Origin of the sequence: Serratia sp. NPDC078593 (genome assembly GCF_050268245.1) — a bacterium.
Lineage (GTDB): Bacteria > Pseudomonadota > Gammaproteobacteria > Enterobacterales > Enterobacteriaceae > JBNNGK01.
In genome coordinates, this window is sequence record NZ_JBNNGK010000005.1 from 235,149 (window position 1) to 252,668 (window position 17,520).

The following is a 17,520-nucleotide window of genomic DNA, read 5'->3' on the forward strand; positions in this document are numbered from 1 at the left end:
GTACCTACAGCTCGATGTTCATGCCATCCCAACTCACCTCAATACCCGCCTGTGTCAGGCTGTGGCGTTCGGCAGAGTCCTCATCAAGAATGGGATTGGTGTTATTAATGTGAATCAGTATCTTGCGTTTGGCTGGCAGGGTTGCCAGCAGGGCCGCTAATCCTTGCTCTTCGCCAAGCGCCAGATGCCCCATGTCTTTGCCGGTATTGCGGCCGACACCGGTATTGGCTAACTCATTGTCGCGCCATAGCGTTCCATCAATCAGTAAACAATCTGCCCGCTGTAACCACGGCAGCAATTGTTCATCGGGTTCGCCAAGACCCGGTGCGTACAGCAAACTGGATCCACGCACGGTGTCTTCGATAAACAACGCCACGTTATGACCCGGTAGCGGGCGGTGGCGATATTGGGAATAGGGCGGCGCGTTGCTTAATAGCGGAATGGCGGTAAAGCGAAGCGTGTGACACACCGCTACCTGAAACGACGTCAGCGGAACGATAGGGTGATGGATCAAGCCCCCATTCCAGTGCGACAACATGGGGAACACGGGAAAACCGCTGCTCAGATCGTCATGCACTTCGCGAGTACACCAGACAGCGTGTGGGCACCCTTCGCGTAAATTAAGTAAACCGGCGCTGTGGTCGATCTGGCTGTCTGTCAGGATAATCGCGCCGATGCCAGTACCCCGCAGTACGTTGGGATTATTCAGCTCAGGTGACGCCCGCAATTGATGGCAAATGTCAGGGGAAACGTTGCACAGCACCCAATGGAGACCGTCATCGCTGATGGCGATGGAAGATTGCGTGCGAGCCGTGGTGTTCAGGGTGTTATTACGCACGCCCTGACAGTTTTTACAATTGCAATTCCATTGAGGAAAACCGCCACCTGCCGCCGAACCGAGAACTTTAATCTGCATGTTTGAACCAAAAGAAGCACAAAAGAGATGCCCGCTCGAAGCGGGCATTGGCGATTAGCGGTTGGAAATGTATAGCGTTACTTCCAAGCCCAGACGCAGGTCAACAAAGTCAGGTTTAGTCCAAGTAGTCATATATGTTACTCCTCTCGTTAATGTTCGCCAAATACGCATGTTATTCACATTTGACGGCGCTGATGTTGAAGAAATGTGATGAAGATCGCAACCTTAAACGGTAAAAGTTTGGCTTTATTGGCCCCAGGTGCTGGCTAATACGGCTAGCCAATTACGCCAGGCTAACTTTTCTAACTGCGACGAACTAAAGCCAGCCTGTGACAGCGCCTGCATCAGCCTGGGCAACCCGCTGACATCCCCTAGAGACTGCGGAACATTCACGCCGTCGAAGTCAGAACCAAATCCGACGTGATCCTCTCCCAGTTTAGTAACTAAAAATTCAAAATGTTTAACAATCTCTGTTAAATCGGTGGTTGCGCTATCGCGTTTTCCATCCGCACGTAAGAAAGCCGTGCCAAAATTAACCCCGACAAAACCGCCACTTTCGGCGATAGCCGCTAACTGGCTATCGGTCAGGTTGCGCGGCTGGGGGCATAACGTATGCGCGTTGGAGTGGGTCGCGACCAGCGGTGCCGTGCTCAATGCGGCTGTATCCCAGAACGCTTTTTCATTCATGTGGGAAACGTCCACCAGGATACGTCGCTGATTACAGGCTTGAATCAAGGCTTTTCCTGCGGCAGTCATCCCAGGACCGCTGTCTGGTGAACCGGGGAACGCCCCGCAAATGCCTTCGCCAAAGGCGTTCGGTTGGTTCCAGAATGGCCCGATACTGCGAATGCCCATGGCGTAAAACCGATCCAATTGCGTCAATTCACTGTCTAGCGCCCCGGCTCCTTCAATATGCAGCACTGCGGCGATTTGCCGGTTTTGTTGGCACTGCTCTATTTCTGCGACCGACCGACAAATACGCAATTGGCCTTGAGATGCCTGCTCTAACTGAACCATGATGGCGATCTGCGCCTCGGTGATCGCCAGCGGATCGTAACTGGTCAAGACCTGCGATTCAGGCTGATGACGTATCTGGGCGATATAGCTTACCGGGGGGATAAATATGGCGAACAAACCGCCGCAAAAGCCGCCGCGTTGCATCCGCTTAAAGTCCAGGTGTCCGTCGTGAACCGTGGAGTAGAATGCCGCGACCGGATCGTCGGCATGCTCGAGCCATAGCTTGAGCAACAGGTCATTATGGCCGTCAAAAATAGGCAACGAAGATAAGCTTGTCATAGGCTTTATGATTAAAAATGGCCGCCTTATGGCGGCCATGGGATTGAACGCGACGCTGTTTATCGCGCGAAGAGATTACTGCGTGGCCTCATCAGGCAGGGCGTAAGCCACAATGTAGTCGCCCAGCTTGGTGCCAAATGAACCGTGACCACCTGCGGATATCACCACGTACTGTTTCCCGTTGACCTCATAGGTCATCGGCGTCGCTTGGCCACCGGCCGGCAACCGCGCTTCCCACAGTTTTTCACCGTTGCTCACATTGAATGCACGCAGGTAGTTATCCGCCGTCGCACCAATGAAGAAGATGTTACCTGCCGTGGTGACAGGCCCGCCCAGCATAGGCATGCCCATTTTGAACGGCAATGGCAGTGGGGAGCTGTCACGCACGGTGCCGATACGTTTCTTCCAGACGATGTTATTGGTTTTCAAATCCACCGCAGAAATGTAACCCCAGGCCGGTTGTTTGCACGGTAGACCCAAAGGTGACAAGAACGGATTCAGCGTTACACCATAAGGCACGCCGTATTGCGGCTGAATACCCACTTCAGAACCGGTGCCTTTGGCATTTTCATCCGGCTCCATCGGGTTGCCCGGGCCGCGGGGGATCAGCTTGGAGACGAATGGTAAAGCCATCGGGTTGGCAATAGCCACTTGACGATCGGTATCCACCGCCAGGCCACCCCATTCGAACATACCCAGGTTGCCAGGGAAGACCAGCGTCCCTTGCTCCGATGGCGGGGTGAAGGTGCCCTCATAACGCAGGCTATGGAACATGACGCGGCAGACCAATTGATCATAGATGGTCGCGCCCCATGTGTCAGCACCCGTCAGTTTCTCTTCCGGGCGGAAAGTCAGCTCAGAGAACGGCTGTGTCGGTGACAAGAAATCACCTTTGGCTGGACCTTGCGGAACTGGACGCTCCGGCGCTGGCACCACCAGTTCACCGTTGGTACGGTTCAACACAAAAATATTGCCAGTTTTGGTGGGAACATAAACGACCGGCACTTTCTCGCCGTCTTTGTTGGTGATATCGGCCAGCGTAGGCTGCGCCGGAATATCCATATCCCACAGATCATGGTGTACAGTCTGATAGGACCAAACCAATTTGCCGGTACTGGCATTCAGCGCTAACAGGCTGCTGGCATAACGTTCCATGTCAGGCGTACGGTTACCGCCCCAAATATCCGGTGTCGCAACCCCCATCGGCAGATAAACCATATCCAGCTTGGCATCATAGGCCGCAGGTGCCCATGAGTTGGGCGAGTTAGGCACGAAATGGTGTTCGTCGGCTGGGATTTTGTTTGGCTCAGCGCTGCCAGGATCGAAGGCCCACAGCAGTTTGCCGCTGTTGATGTCAAAACCACGAATCACACCAGACGGCTCACGAGTCGAGTAGTTATCCATCACGGCACCGGCAATGACGATCACACTGTCGGTAATGACCGGCGGTGAGGTTGGCTCATAATGGCCCGGCGTTGGGTAAGGCATGTTGCTTTGTAAGTTCAATTCGCCATTGTTAGCGAAGTCTGCGCAACGTTTACCGGTGGCCGCGTCCAACGCAAACAAACGACCATCATTCACTGGCAAAATAATGCGGCGCGCACATTGCGCTGGAGAGCTATCTGTAGCATCGCCTTGTGCCACACTTGGGGCTTCGTGATAAGAAACACCACGACAGGTAATATGCTGGAATGAAGAGTCGTATTTCAGCTCAGGATCAAACTGCCATTTCTCTTTACCGGTGGCGGCATCCAAGGCAAACAGTTTCTGGTGCGCGGTGCAAAGATACAGCGTATCGCCAATTTTGATCGGCGTGACTTCATTGGTGATTTCAGCCGGATCGTCAGCCGTTTTTACATCGCCGGTACGGAAAGTCCAGGCCTCTTTTAATTGGGCCACATTTTTGTCGTTGATTTGTTTCAACGGCGAATAGCGGGTGCCTTCCTGAGTACGGCCATAGGCAGGCCAATCTGCACCGTCAGCAGCGGCTTGATCCACTAACGCTTGAGTCTGCGCAGGGTCGAGTGTACCGTGAATTTCTTGCGGATCGTTAAACACCGCATAGGCTAATACGGCAACGGTAAACACTAACACCGCGCTCAGCGAAGCGTACGCCAGCTTACCGGTGGCCACCAGTTTGCGGTAAATGAACGGTAAAACTAACCACAGGCCGAAGAAGAAGGTGACATCCAGACGCGGTGTTAACGCCCAAAAGTCGGTGCCAACTTCCCACACCGCCCAGATGACTGTGCCTAATAAGAACACCGCATACAGTAGTAGTGCGGTTGCACGACGACAATACAGCAGCCATGCGGTTATCAGCAGCACGACACCGGCTATGATGTAGTAAAGCGAACCGCCCAGTTTTGCTAACCATATTCCTCCGCCTAACAGGTATAAACCGCTGAGGGCGGCAAATAGCGCTGTTATCACGATGAGGAACGATGACGTTCTGTTTTTCTGCATAGAATTATTCCACCCTGAATTTAAAACCTTCAAATTTGAGAATAAGCCAAATCTCAAAAAGCACGCTGTTTTTGCCAAAGTTTTTAGTGACAAGACACGCTTGCCGACTTCATAGACCGGTAGGCCGATAAAGATGCGTAAGTATGAGACTTATTTCACAGATATGGTAGAGGTGAAGGTGGTATGGGAAATGCAGAAAATAACGCATTGGCGCGGTTTATCAACGCGTGATACCCGCCGTTACGGGGATTTAACCTCAATACCTGACAATGAACTTTTAATGCTATTTTTTGTCTTAGCGCAATGCATGGCTTATTTATCACCAATTGTCTTTCCGGTTATGGGGTTATATCGGCCTGAAAACCCACATTTTTTTTGCTTATATTTGCCCTACGTATTGTATTGCTGACTGCCCATTTGCTCTTTGTAGGGTTGGCAAATCACGATCGGGGAGAAAGCGTTTGCGCCTCTTCAACCTTGTTCTACAGGCTCAGCGTTTAAAGCACGCATAATTAATATTGGAAGATTATAAATCGACGTTATTAAACGTGGTTTGACGCTGTCATTCGGCGCAGGGCATCGCGATACCGTCATTTGCGTTTCCGGAATTGGCAACTATTATTATGGTGGGAGAGTTTACGATAGTATGAGTTTTATCCAATTCGGCATTATAAACAAAGCAAATCTAACGTGAACGTCTATTGATATCGAAAAATGACGCATATAGCGTTCTGTACCAGCCTGTGGCCCGATTAATTTTGCAGATTGTTATTAGCAAAATAAATATTCTGCACAGTAAAACACCAAGAATAATAATAATCCTAACTATATTATTGCGTGCTTATTTAACACCATCACATCGTTATGATTTGGCCGCTCGATAAAATGGATATTGATACCAGAAATAATTCGAACAACAGGGCTGTGATAACCGGACGCCCCCCGCATGCCTGCTTAGGTAGGTGCTTCGGGGCGAAGCGGTGACCACGCCGGTGGCTTGAAGCGTAACAGATATAGCGCTTAGCTATTCCAAAGCAGGAAAGTTATGCGTTGATCTGGTCATGTATTGAATCCATTTGTATCAATGCGGGGGAGTCATGCGAAAAACATATGCGACTAATCATATTCTACCTAACGTCATTCATACTTCTTATTATTTTGACTCACTGAGTGAACGTTATTCCTGCCATGATTATAATCTGCTGCTAAAACCCGTTTATTGTCAGGACGATATCAGCACGTTTTCTTATACCAATACCTCACCGGGCGAGCCCCCTTATATTCGTGGGCCAAACGCCACCATGTATACAGTAAAACCGTGGACGATTAGACAATACGCCGGTTTTTCTACCAGCCAAGAGTCCAATACTTTTTATCGCAAAGCGCTTGCTAGCGGCATGCAGGGCATTTCCGTAGCGTTTGACTTGGCGACGCATCGTGGATACGACTCAGATCACCCGCACGTGGAAGGCGATGTGGGTAAGGCGGGCGTAGCGATTGATTCTGTAGACGATATGAAAGCGCTGTTTGAGGGCATACCACTCGGTGATGTTTCGGTTTCAATGACCATGAACGGCGCAGTTTTACCCATTATGGCGGCGTATATTGTCGCAGCCGAAGAAAGCGGGGTATCAGCAAAACAACTGAAGGGAACCATCCAAAACGATATTTTAAAAGAGTTTATGGTGCGTAATACCTATATTTATCCGCCAACGCCATCTATGCGGATTGTCACCGATATACTCGCTTACACCGCGGAACACATGCCACAATTTAATGCGCTGTCGATCTCTGGTTATCACATGCAGGAGGCCGGGGCGCCAGATATGTTAGAGCTGGCTTTGACGCTGGCGAACGGCAAAGCCTATGTACAGGCGGCGCTCGATCGGGGCCTGAATATTGATAATTTTGCTGGCCGTTTAAGCTTCTTTTTCGGTATCGGTATGGACTTCTATGCCAATGTCGCCAAGTTACGTGCCGCTCGTCTGCTGTGGTGCCAAATCATGCAGGCGTTTGGTGCTCAACACCCTAGATCCCTGAAGCTGCGCACTCATTGTCAAACATCCGGCTGGTCACTAACGGAACACGATCCGTTGAACAATGTGGTTCGCACCACCATTGAAGCCATGGCTGCCGTTTTTGGTGGAACGCAATCGCTTCATACCAACGCATTCGATGAAGCGATGGGATTACCGACAGACCAGTCGGCTCGATTAGCCCGTAATACCCAATTAATCCTGCAGGAAGAAACCGCCATTTGTGATGTGGTTGATCCCTGGGCGGGTTCCTACATGATGGAAACGCTCACCATGGAGATAGCCGATGGTGCGCGAAAGATCATGACTGAAATCGGTGAGATGGGGGGAATGTTGATTGCACTGGAAAACGGCTGGATAAAGCAGCAAATTGAACGTTGTTCAGCAAACACCCAAGCGAAGATCGATTCCGGCAACAAAGTTATCGTCGGCGTCAATAAATACAAACTGCCGGGTGAGCGGGCGCAAGATGTGCGCTTTATTGATAACAGTAAAGTTCGTGCTGAACAAATCGCTCGCTTGACCACACTACGGCAGAACCGCAATGAACAACACGTCACGCGAGCTTTAGCCGCACTGACAGAGTGTGCTCGCAGCGAAGGTAATTTATTGGCCGCCGCCATCGCGGCGATTCGCTTGCGCGCCACCGTCGGCGAAGTGACGGAAGCACTGGTGCAGGTGTGGGGGCGTTATCAGGCTGAGCCTCAGTTTGTCGCCGACGTGTATGGTGCCGCCCTCAAGGATGATCCGAAATGGCAGCCGGTGGAAACGCGTATTGAAGCACTCACTCGGCAACTCGGAACCCGCCCCAAAATTCTGATCGCCAAAATGGGGCAGGATGGACACGATCGCGGGGCAAAGGTGGTCGCTTCTGGCCTGCATGACATGGGATTTGAGGTGATGCTAAGTGCATTATTCCAAACGCCAGAAGAGGTGGTACAGCAAGCCTGTACCTACCACTGCCACGCTATTGGGGTTTCATCTCTGGTGGCAGGCCACAACACGCTGATCCCGATGTTAATGACGGCGTTAGCGGCTTCCGGCCGCGGCAATATTATCGTATTCGTAGGTGGCGTGATTCCCGCTGCCGATTATTCCTTTTTGTTCGATGTGGGGGTGGCTGACATTTTTGGCCCGGGTACCCCATTACTGACCTGCGCCGATCGCATTCTTGAACACTTGGAACGTCAGCAAGTTTCTCAAATGGCATCGGCAACTATGACTACGGTAAAAACCAAGTGAGGCAAAGATGGGCGATGAACAGCAAGGCCAAACTTTCCAGTATAAACTGGCAGGGATATCCACGTTGGTTGGACGCGTCGTGCCGATGGATGAATGGGCAGAGAGCTTTAAAATTCCGCACCGGAAGAAACCAGGGCAATATTTAACCGGTGAGGATATCCAAAAAATCATTGGCCCGGTGGAATCTAAAAGCTGGGATCCTGATTTATTTGGCGATTTTAATCACGTCGTCAACGTCGCAAAGGAAGCCATGCTGAGTGCCGGGCTCACCCCAAATGATGTCGACGTCGTGATGGTGGCCAGCAGTACCCCTTATGAAGTTCAACTGGATTATGACTCCTTTCGCTTATTGCGTGCGTTAGGTATTCCCGATCATATCCCACCTTTACAGTTGGCCGCGGGTTGCGCGGGTATGGCGCGCGCCTTATCGTTAGCCGCCCGTTTGAAAGCAAAAAATATTCTGGTCGTGACCTATGAAGTATCTAGCCTGTACATGGTTTCGCCGATTTATCGTTATAACAAAACGCATCCGCTGCGCGACTCGCTATGGGCTTCGCCAGCGCTGTTTTCTGATGGTATTGCCGCAGTCGTATTACGACACCACGAAGAAGCCGAAGGCTATAGCCTGTATAGCCGCGATTCGTTGTCATTTGGTGATGAGGCCGGGTTTGACGATCCCCTGATTCACTATCCTGGCGGCGGAGCACTCAACCCCCCAGGGATCGATAATAACGAGGAGTTGGCGTGCTATGCCATGGCGGGCGACCAAACCAAGCGCTACTACGCGAAGGGCATGAAACTAAACCACTTGGGTTTAGCACAATACAACCGTCATTATCACCAGGAAGTCGCACGAATTTATACGCATCAAGCCAGCCCCAATATGGTCGAAAATTATATTGAACAATACTGCCAGGAAAATGATGTTGATCGCGCCAAGTTCAGCACCAACGCCCGTCGCTATGGCAATCTGGTGATTCCGAGCACCTTGAAACTGATTCATGATGATCTGCAACAGAATCGGCTCCATTCTGGCGATCGCATCGCCGTGCTCGTTGTGGGAGCAGGCCCGGAAAGAGGGGCGTTCACCATTGACGTTGAATAAGGTTTCAGGCCGGAGTCACTCGGCCTGAGCGCTAGGCTAATTGTTCCGGCGCGTGTTGGCGCATCCAATCGATAAAACTACGATGCTTGGCACTGGTACGTAAATCCTGCCGCCATAGCAAGTGGATAGGGCGTGGTGAGGGTAAAACATGCTCTAGCAGGCTGACCAATCTGCCTTGCGCTATATCCTCTGCTAATAGCAAGTGTGGTTGCATAATCAGTCCGGCGCCGGCCAGCGCCGCTTTTCTCAATGCCTGGCCATCATTACAATTGAACACCGTATTTTCCGGCCATAAAGGGAGATCACCACTACGCCAATTATTTTGTTTATTCCATAACGTATTGCGCAGACAGCGATGTAGTGGCAGCTCATTGATGTGTTGCGGAGCCGGATGCGTGGCCAAATAGCTCGGGGCTGCGGCAATGACCATGTGATAACTGCCAAGCCGATGGGCGACAAGTGGGCTGTCTGGGGGCAGTTGGCCGACACGGACAGCAAAATCAAATCCTTCTGCGATCACATCCGCGAAATGATCGCTCAACTCCAATTCGAGATAAACGTCAGGAAATTGTCGTTGGAATTCGCTGCACAATGTCGCCATCACACAACTGCCCAAAGTTTTGGGTGCCGTGATGCGCAGACTGCCTGCTGGAAATTGCCGCAAACTCTCGATGCGGCTTTCGGCGTTGCGTAACCCAGCAATCACCGCAGCGCTTTCCTGATACCAAACTTTCCCTGCTTCTGTCAGGTGCTGACGCCGCGTATTACGCTGAAGTAAACGCGTTTGTAGCTCGCTTTCAAGTTGAGCGATTAACTTACCGACCATAACGGCTGAAATATCCAGCCGTTTGGCCGCGTCAGTGAAATTTCCACTTTCAACAACGACAAGGAAAACTTCCATACAGCGTAATTTATTCATAATTGCTAACTTTTAGTTTGGAATGAGCGAATTATTTAGCCATTTATCAGCTGATTGAACAGTATCATTATGCGATGGAGTTTAACTGCATTGGAGAGAAAAAATGAAAATAATGGTGATTGGTGCCAGTGGCACCCTCGGTCGCGGGATTGTGAAAGAACTGAAGAGCGACCACGAAATTATCTGCGTCGGTAAAACGCGGGGAGACCTACAGGTTGATTTAACCCAAGAAAGCAGCATTCGCACGCTATTTGCTCGCAGTGGCAAAGTTGATGCTATTGTCGCAGCCACCGGAGGGGTACATTTTGGCCCTCTAGCTGACATGACATCAACTCAATTTAATTCTGGTCTGCAAGACAAGCTAATGGGGCAGGTTCAACTGGTGTTGATCGGCAAAGATTATCTTACCGCCGGCGGATCGTTCACGCTGACGACCGGTATTTTGGCACAACAGCCAATCCGTAGCGGTGTGAATGCCACGGTGGTGAATGGCGCGTTGGAAAGTTTTGTGTTGGCAGCAGCCAGTGAATTGCCAGGTTTACGGATCAATGCGGTTAGCCCAACGGTATTGACGGAGTCACTTGATAAATATGCCGCTTACTTCCCAGGTTTTGAAAGCGCTCCGGTTAATCGAGTCGCGTTGGCCTACCGGCGCAGTATTGAAGGTATCGACAATGGTCATGTTTATCGCATTTGGTAAGCGGCTGCGTAAATTTGTCCCTTTTCAAATGCCGTGAGTTACGCCATATTGTTCGCGCTTTATGATAAAAAAAATCATTATCATTTGTAAGGGTGACAATAATGAAGGTATGGCGGATATTTTTGGGGATGATTGGTGTGCTGACGTTGTTTTCTGCAACGGCAGCTCCGATCGAGATAACTGACGTTAGTGGCCGTAAGGTCACACTGCCCGGGGTCGCACAACGCATTATTTTGGGCGAAGGGCGACAAATGTATCTACTCGCGGCATTTGATACTGATGCACCTTTCAAACGCGTAGTCGGTTGGCGTGACGATTTCCACAAAGCGGATTATGACGGTTATAAAGCCTATGAGGACAAATACCCGCAAATAAAACAGCTACCGACGTTTGGTGGAGCCAAAGACGGCACGTTTAATGTGGAACAAGCATTAACTTTGAAGCCGGATTTGGTGCTGATGAACTTGGAATCCAAAGCGGCCACCGATGAAGGCGGGTTAATCGAGAAGCTAGACAAATTGGGCATACCCGTCGTTTTTATCGATTTTCGGGAAAAACCGTTCGAAAACGCAGAAAAAAGTATCCATATTATGGGGCAGATAGTCGGCAAGCCACAGCGTGCTGAGCAGATTATCCGCTTTCGGCAACAGCAGATTGATATTGTAACGTCGCGTTTGGCGAATTTTCACGGGCACCGCCCGCGCGTGATGATTGACCGTGCCGGGGGCTATGACGAGGAATGCTGCATGTCATTTGGCGATGAGAACTTTGGCCGCATGGTTGAAATAACCGGTGGGCAAAATATCGCCAAAGGATTAATTCCCGGTACGTTTGGCTCGCTCAATCCAGAGCAAATCATCGCCAGTAATCCAGAGGTGGTCATCGTCACCGGCGCTAACTGGAAAAACTATAATACCGTGGGAAAATGGGTTGGAGTGGGCCCAGGAGCCGATGTGGTGAAAGCGAAAAGCCGTTTGCAGGCACTGATGCAACGCGCTGTATTCAAAACCTTAGCCGTCGCACATAATGGCAACGTACATGCTATTTGGCACCAGTTTTACGACAGTCCGTATCAGTTTATCGCCATTCAGGCGATCGCTAAATGGTTACATCCGGAGTTATTCAAAGACTTGGATCCCGATGCGACTTTCCGCGAATTCCATGAGCGCTTCCTACCGTTACCTTACCGGCCGGGCTATTGGGTTTCATTACCTGCCGCGTAACGGTGATATCAGCAAGTCAAGATCCTCCGGCATAGCCGACGGTTTTTAACTGCATACAAAAAAAGCCGATAACGTAAATGGTTATCGGCTTTTTCACGGTAACGATGCGGTTACGCCGCTAAAATCTCTTTAGCCGTGCGCTCAACCAACATCAGCAAGACTTTAACATCTTCCAGGCTCACCGTTGGGTTCAATAACGTCAGTTTCAAACAGGTCACGCCGTTAAACTCAGTGACGCCAACGTTGGCACGCCCCGATGCTAATAAGGCATCGCCAATCTTTTGATTGAGCAAAGCGACGGCGCCTTCACTGTGTTGGGTCGGCTGTTCTGGACGATAGCGGAACAGAACACTGGCTAATTGCGGTTGCATCACTAATTCAAAATCAGCCTGATCGGTGACATAGGCGGCCACTTCGCGTGACAACGTCACGCCATGATCAATGATCTCTGCGTAGTGTTTTTGCCCTAACGCTTCCAATCCCATCCACAGTTTTAATGCATCAAACCGGCGCGTGGTTTGTAACGATTTAGATACCAGGTTGGGGACACCTTGGGCTTCATCAAATTCAGAGTTTAAGTAAGCCGCCTGATAACGCATGAGCTCGTAATGACGTGCTTCTTTCAATAAGAAAGCGCCACAGCTAATAGTCTGGAAAAACTGCTTATGGAAATCCAGCGTGACGGAATCAACCAACTCAATGCCATCCAAATAATCACGATATTTTTCTGACAATAACAGGGCACCACCCCAGGCAGCATCAACATGTAACCAGATCTGATGTTCCGCGGCCACGCTGGCAATCGCTCGTAATGGGTCGATTGCGCCAGCATCGGTGGTACCGGCGGTGGCGACGATAGCCAGAATCTGCTCACCATTGGCCTGTGCCTGTGCCACTTTTTCTGCCAAATCATGCACATCCATGCGGGCAAAGCGATCGGTTTTGACCAGCGTGACAGATTGGTAACCTAAGCCCAGCAGCGCCATGTTCTTTTGCACCGAGAAGTGGGCATTTTCGGAACACAGTACTTTGATTTTCCGCAGATTACCGACCAAACCATCTTGTTGGACAGAGTGCCCCTGACGGGCGAAGAACGCATCGCGCGCCAGCATCAACCCCATCAGGTTACTTTGGGTGCCACCGCTAGTGAAGACGCCCGCATCGCCCGGCTGATAGCCCACTTGAGTACGCAACCATTCGATCAGTTTCATCTCAATCAGGGTAGCCGACGGGCTTTGATCCCAAGAGTCCATACTTTGGTTGGTGGCATTGATCAGCACCTCTGCCGCCTGACTGATAACCAGGCTCGGGCAGTGCAAATGCGCGACACACTGCGGGTGATGCACCGACAGGCTGTCTTTCAAGAAATATTCCACTGCACGCTCAATCGCCGCCTCGTTACCTAATCCTTGAGGATTAAATTCCAGACGTATACGTTCGCGTAGCTCCGCCACGGTTTTGCCCTGATACATTTGCGGCTGCTGCAACCATTGCACCACAGCCTGGCTACTCTGAGCGATTGCTTGCTGATAGGCTTCGGCGCTTTGCGGCGAGCCTGACAGAATAGGGTTAAACTTGGACATTAATTACTCCACGTTGACAGGTTTAACGCCAGCAGAAAGCAGGGCGGTTTCAAACTTGTCTAAGAAGATATGTAGCTCTTCATTGGTGATCAGCAAAGATGGCAGCAGGCGCAGTACGCAACCATGACGGCCTCCGCGCTCGAGAATGAGACCGGCTTCAAAGCATTTTTTCTGCAATAGCGCGGAAAGTTCACCGTCTGCAGGATAGCAGCCCATGTGATCCTGAGCCCCATGAGGATTTACAATCTCAATACCGATCATCAACCCCAGACCACGTACATGGCCAATCACCGGATAGCGCTGTTGTAAATTGGCGAGTTGATTTTTCAACCATTCGCCTTGTGACGCCACTTTATCCGCAATTTGGTACTGTTTAAGATACTGCAAGGTGGTCAGGCCGGTAGCCATCGCCAATTGATTACCACGGAAAGTACCTGTGTGATGGCCGGGTTCCCACGCGTCAAATTGCTTTTTGATGCCCAATACCGCTAATGGCAAACCACCACCAACCGCTTTGGACATCACAATAATATCCGGCTCAATACCCGCGTGTTCAAAGGCAAACAGTTTACCCGTTCGGGCAAAACCAGCCTGAACTTCATCAATGATCAGTAAAATCCCGTGCTCTTGAGTCACCTTACGAATGCGTTGTAGCCATTCTGCCGGCGCAGGGTTAACGCCCCCTTCACCTTGAACCGCTTCAAGAATGACCGCAGCAGGCTTGCGAACGCCGCTTTCAACATCATTAATCAGATTTTCAAAGTAATAGGTCAACGCTTTTACACCGGCTTCGCCACCGATACCCAGCGGGCAGCGATACTGATGAGGATAGGGCATAAATTGCACTTCCGGCATGATACCGTTGATGGCGTCTTTAGGGGACAGATTCCCCGTGACTGCCAGTGCGCCATGCGTCATGCCGTGGTAACCACCGGAGAAACTGATTACGCCAGTGCGACCCGTGTGTTTTTTTGCCAGTTTGAGCGCGGCCTCAACCGCATCTGCGCCGGATGGGCCGCAGAACTGCAGGCAATATTCTTTGCCTTGACCAGGTAACAGAGACAACAGGTAATCAGAGAAGCGATCTTTAAGTGGAGTGGTCAGATCAAGAGTATGTAACGGCAAGCCGCTAGTAATGACATTTTGGATGCTTTTTATGACGTCAGGATGATTGTGACCCAACGCGAGCGTGCCTGCACCAGCAAGACAGTCAAGGTATTGATTATTCTCAACATCGGAGATCCAAACACCTTGCGCTTTTGCAATGGCTAATGGCAACTTTCGCGGGTAACTTCTTACGTTTGATTCAAATTCAGCTTGTCTTGCCAAATAGGTTTCATTGCTTTCGTTTAATGTATCTGCACCTAAAGTATCAATACGGACTTTATCCGTCATCATATCTCTCCTACAACTAAGACGGGGTTACGCCATAGTTGAATAATTTAATAAAAGAAAGTAAGTACTATGTAAAAAGCGCGGCCAATATAGGACTTTTTGAGTTTGTACTCAATGATTAATTTCTCAAACCGATACTTGATTTTTTTGCTTACAAATTAGGTGATTAGGCTGATATGGATACATTTTCGGCAGGGCGCTGACCTAGGAAACTGCGTGACGCCGTCACTTAAATCTGGTTCGTAGCAATATTTATGGGCATTGCAAAGGATTCACAATACAATCCACGATTGATTCTACGGGTTCCGCAGCCCACTATTTGAGACGGCTGTTATCAAAATTATTTTCTCGCGTTGTTTATATCCTCACACAACAAATAAGAATCACCACGCTTTGACATCATTATTTTTTCAGTATAGATTTCACTTCGTATTTAGCGGCCATTTATAGTCAAGTACATGGCTTTCATATTTACTTTATATTATTTAATTTTTTGAAAAAATTATAATGGCATTATGCAAACTCGCCCATTTTATTATTTATGGAAAAACCATATTGTTTTTTGGGATTAATATTGCTAGTAAAATTTAATTACATAAGGATGTTTTGATGAAAACTTCACAAATTACACTATCAACAGCATTGGCTCTTTTATCATATGGTTCTATTGCATCACAGGCAATCGACTACGGAACATTAAAAAATCAGAGTAAAGGTGAGAGTTACTGTTTAACTCCGGTGAAAGATAGCGCTGAGGTGGCGCTTTTGGCTTGCGACGGTTCTACATCACAAAATTGGAGTATTGTTGCATCACCGGCCAATCACTACTTTATTCATAATCAAGAATTTAAAAACAGTTGCTTACGCACATTCAGCCACGACGGTGCACGAATGGTAAAGCTTAGTACATGCAGTGGTGATGGCTATACCTCGATGAGGCTTTGGACGATTAATTATAATGCTGATGGAAGTATAAAATTAGGTAATAAATACAATAATGATCTGGGGAAATATGAAACATTAGACTTTGATGTAAATACTGATGCCATTAAAATGTCGGCGAAAAATAATGAACCGAGATCCCGATGGAATTTTAGCGGTGAGCCATCATCGTTAAAAAAACCATTAATTGGTAATAAAAAAGTACTATTAATGGCCACCCACTTCAATGGCGAATCACCTACAGAACCAGAGCGCATTAGAAAAGCAGTATTCGGTGATGGCGATGATTCTTCATCTTTACAGCATTATTTGAAACTGGCATCAAATGAAAAGCTGACTATCGACGGTACATTCCTAAGCAATATTAATATTGGTGCACGTCCTTCTTCATGTAATGCTGGTACTATTCTTGAAAATGCACGTCACGCTGCACGAGAAAAGGGCATTGAACCTAATAATTATGATTATCTGTTTGTTGATATCACCCGATCTTCCGCGTGCAAGTGGGAAGGGCATGCAGCTACACCTGGCAATTGGATACTCTCCAACAGTGTAGGGTATAAATACTGGATGTGGTCGCACGAATTTGGACACAATATTGGGCTGAAGCACTCAACAACCTTACGTAAATGCCCAATAAACAATGGCGTCGTAGAAATCAATAATCACTGTGTTTCAGGTGGCGGGGAGGATGCCACAGATACGATGGGCGGTGGCGGCGGAAAATTATACCCTGTAAGTTACCAACTTTTTGCTGGCTGGTTGGAAAATAATGATGTTCCGCTGATTAGAACGCCAGGAACATATAAGTTAATGCCTCTTTGGCAGCAAGGCGGTCCGCAAGGTTATCGTATTCAACGATCTGATGGTTCAGTGCTGGTACTCGAGTTCAGGCAGCCTCAGTCTGGTTTTGAAAACTGGGCAAAAGAGAGTCCATTCGTTAATGGGATAACTGTGCGTATTGCGAAAAGCACGGGCAATACTCTTACGAATACGTTGATCGATGCCACACCAAATAGTGCTTTAGGTATGAAAGATGCGCCACTGATGCCAGGCCATTCTTTGTACGATTCGCTTTCTGGTAAGCTTATTACCTTGATATCGGCGGATAGCAGCGGCGCAATCATTCAGGTTGATAATAAATAGCAATTATTCAGCTACTTACATGCAGCCAGAAGGCTGCATGTAAACTTTTTTGGCACCATGCGAATCAAGCGAACAGTCAGTTTTCCAGGCTCATCTGAATGAGTGAGTGAACCGAATTACCGTAGAAAGAGGACTCAGACTAAATTTTTCGTCAGCCATCATCAATAATGATGGATTTTTATTCCTTTTAGTATCGTTCACTGGTGCATTTTGGTGAATTCTGTAAGGTAAACGGTGCCAACATTTATCAGATTTTACGTAGCGCAATCTGATCAGAACGGTGGTTTAGCCAGATAAGCAAACTCGCTGGTTAACCGTTCAGCCCATACACATACGTGTACGGGTTTGTTTTCGTTAAAGTGTCACCGCCAATGTCAGGTGAAAGGCGAAATCAACGACTAAACGTCACCCCAAGGTTTGTTAGAATCTGCACAAAACATTTGTCATTGCTTAGACCCTCAATCCAACGCAGGCTGCCAACAACTTAGCGAGATTGGCGAGATCATCACTCTGCGAAAAAAAGGCCGAGTGAATACGTTTTTTATCGAGCG

12 protein-coding genes are annotated in these 17,520 nt (G+C 49.0%); 5 read left to right on the plus strand and 7 right to left on the minus strand.

The features are described from left to right. Positions 1–4: 4 nt before the first annotated feature. The 4 genes from pqqB to ACQKDS_RS08360 form a co-directional block, all read right to left on the minus strand. A complete protein-coding gene (gene pqqB / locus ACQKDS_RS08345; protein WP_399668139.1) occupies positions 5–916 on the minus strand; it encodes a pyrroloquinoline quinone biosynthesis protein PqqB in 912 nt (303 codons plus the stop codon). A gap of 54 nt (positions 917–970) precedes the next feature. Further along, positions 971–1,048 carry a pyrroloquinoline quinone precursor peptide PqqA gene (gene pqqA / locus ACQKDS_RS08350; protein ID WP_071883878.1) on the minus strand — a complete coding sequence of 26 codons (78 nt, stop codon included), beginning with the start codon at positions 1,046–1,048 and terminating at the stop codon, positions 971–973. A gap of 114 nt (positions 1,049–1,162) precedes the next feature. Continuing rightward, positions 1,163–2,212 (minus strand): dipeptidase, encoded by a 1,050-nt coding sequence (locus ACQKDS_RS08355; protein ID WP_399668136.1) that lies wholly within the window; start codon positions 2,210–2,212, stop codon positions 1,163–1,165. Positions 2,213–2,287: 75 nt separating this feature from the next. After that, a complete protein-coding gene (locus tag ACQKDS_RS08360) occupies positions 2,288–4,678 on the minus strand; it encodes a glucose/quinate/shikimate family membrane-bound PQQ-dependent dehydrogenase (protein WP_399668133.1) in 2,391 nt (796 codons plus the stop codon). 1,097 nt (positions 4,679–5,775) lie between these two features. Here ACQKDS_RS08360 and scpA point away from each other — a divergent pair. Together scpA and ACQKDS_RS08370 are read left to right on the plus strand one after the other, a co-directional pair. Continuing rightward, on the plus strand, positions 5,776–7,956 hold the full coding sequence (gene scpA, locus ACQKDS_RS08365; RefSeq protein ID WP_399668130.1) for a methylmalonyl-CoA mutase: 2,181 nt from the start codon (positions 5,776–5,778) through the stop codon (positions 7,954–7,956). 7 nt (positions 7,957–7,963) lie between these two features. Further along, complete coding sequence (locus ACQKDS_RS08370) at positions 7,964–9,061, plus strand: 3-oxoacyl-[acyl-carrier-protein] synthase III C-terminal domain-containing protein (protein ID WP_399668127.1); 1,098 nt, start codon at positions 7,964–7,966, stop codon at positions 9,059–9,061. A 31-nt stretch (positions 9,062–9,092) separates the two neighbouring features. Here ACQKDS_RS08370 and ACQKDS_RS08375 read toward each other — a convergent pair whose 3' ends face one another. Next, positions 9,093–9,980: a LysR family transcriptional regulator gene (locus ACQKDS_RS08375; RefSeq protein WP_399668125.1), complete on the minus strand. Its 888-nt coding sequence runs from the start codon at positions 9,978–9,980 to the stop codon at positions 9,093–9,095. 103 nt (positions 9,981–10,083) lie between these two features. On the opposite strand from ACQKDS_RS08375, the gene ACQKDS_RS08380 reads away from it, so the two are divergent. Both ACQKDS_RS08380 and ACQKDS_RS08385 read left to right on the plus strand, forming a co-directional pair. After that, positions 10,084–10,680: a short chain dehydrogenase gene (locus ACQKDS_RS08380; protein ID WP_399668122.1), complete on the plus strand. Its 597-nt coding sequence runs from the start codon at positions 10,084–10,086 to the stop codon at positions 10,678–10,680. Between the two features lie 101 nt (positions 10,681–10,781). Beyond that, complete coding sequence (locus ACQKDS_RS08385; RefSeq protein WP_399668119.1) at positions 10,782–11,903, plus strand: ABC transporter substrate-binding protein; 1,122 nt, start codon at positions 10,782–10,784, stop codon at positions 11,901–11,903. A 110-nt stretch (positions 11,904–12,013) separates the two neighbouring features. On the opposite strand, the gene ACQKDS_RS08390 is transcribed toward ACQKDS_RS08385, so the two are convergent. Together ACQKDS_RS08390 and ACQKDS_RS08395 are read right to left on the minus strand one after the other, a co-directional pair. Further along, on the minus strand, positions 12,014–13,486 hold the full coding sequence (locus ACQKDS_RS08390; protein ID WP_399668116.1) for a pyridoxal phosphate-dependent decarboxylase family protein: 1,473 nt from the start codon (positions 13,484–13,486) through the stop codon (positions 12,014–12,016). Between the two features lie 3 nt (positions 13,487–13,489). Next, positions 13,490–14,881 carry a diaminobutyrate--2-oxoglutarate transaminase gene (locus ACQKDS_RS08395; RefSeq protein WP_399668694.1) on the minus strand — a complete coding sequence of 464 codons (1,392 nt, stop codon included), beginning with the start codon at positions 14,879–14,881 and terminating at the stop codon, positions 13,490–13,492. 609 nt (positions 14,882–15,490) lie between these two features. Between ACQKDS_RS08395 and ACQKDS_RS08400 the strand changes: the two genes are divergently transcribed. Then, the gene (locus tag ACQKDS_RS08400; RefSeq protein WP_399668113.1) at positions 15,491–16,969 is read left to right on the plus strand and encodes a hypothetical protein; all 1,479 of its coding nucleotides are present in this window, start codon (positions 15,491–15,493) and stop codon (positions 16,967–16,969) included. Positions 16,970–17,520: the final 551 nt, after the last annotated feature.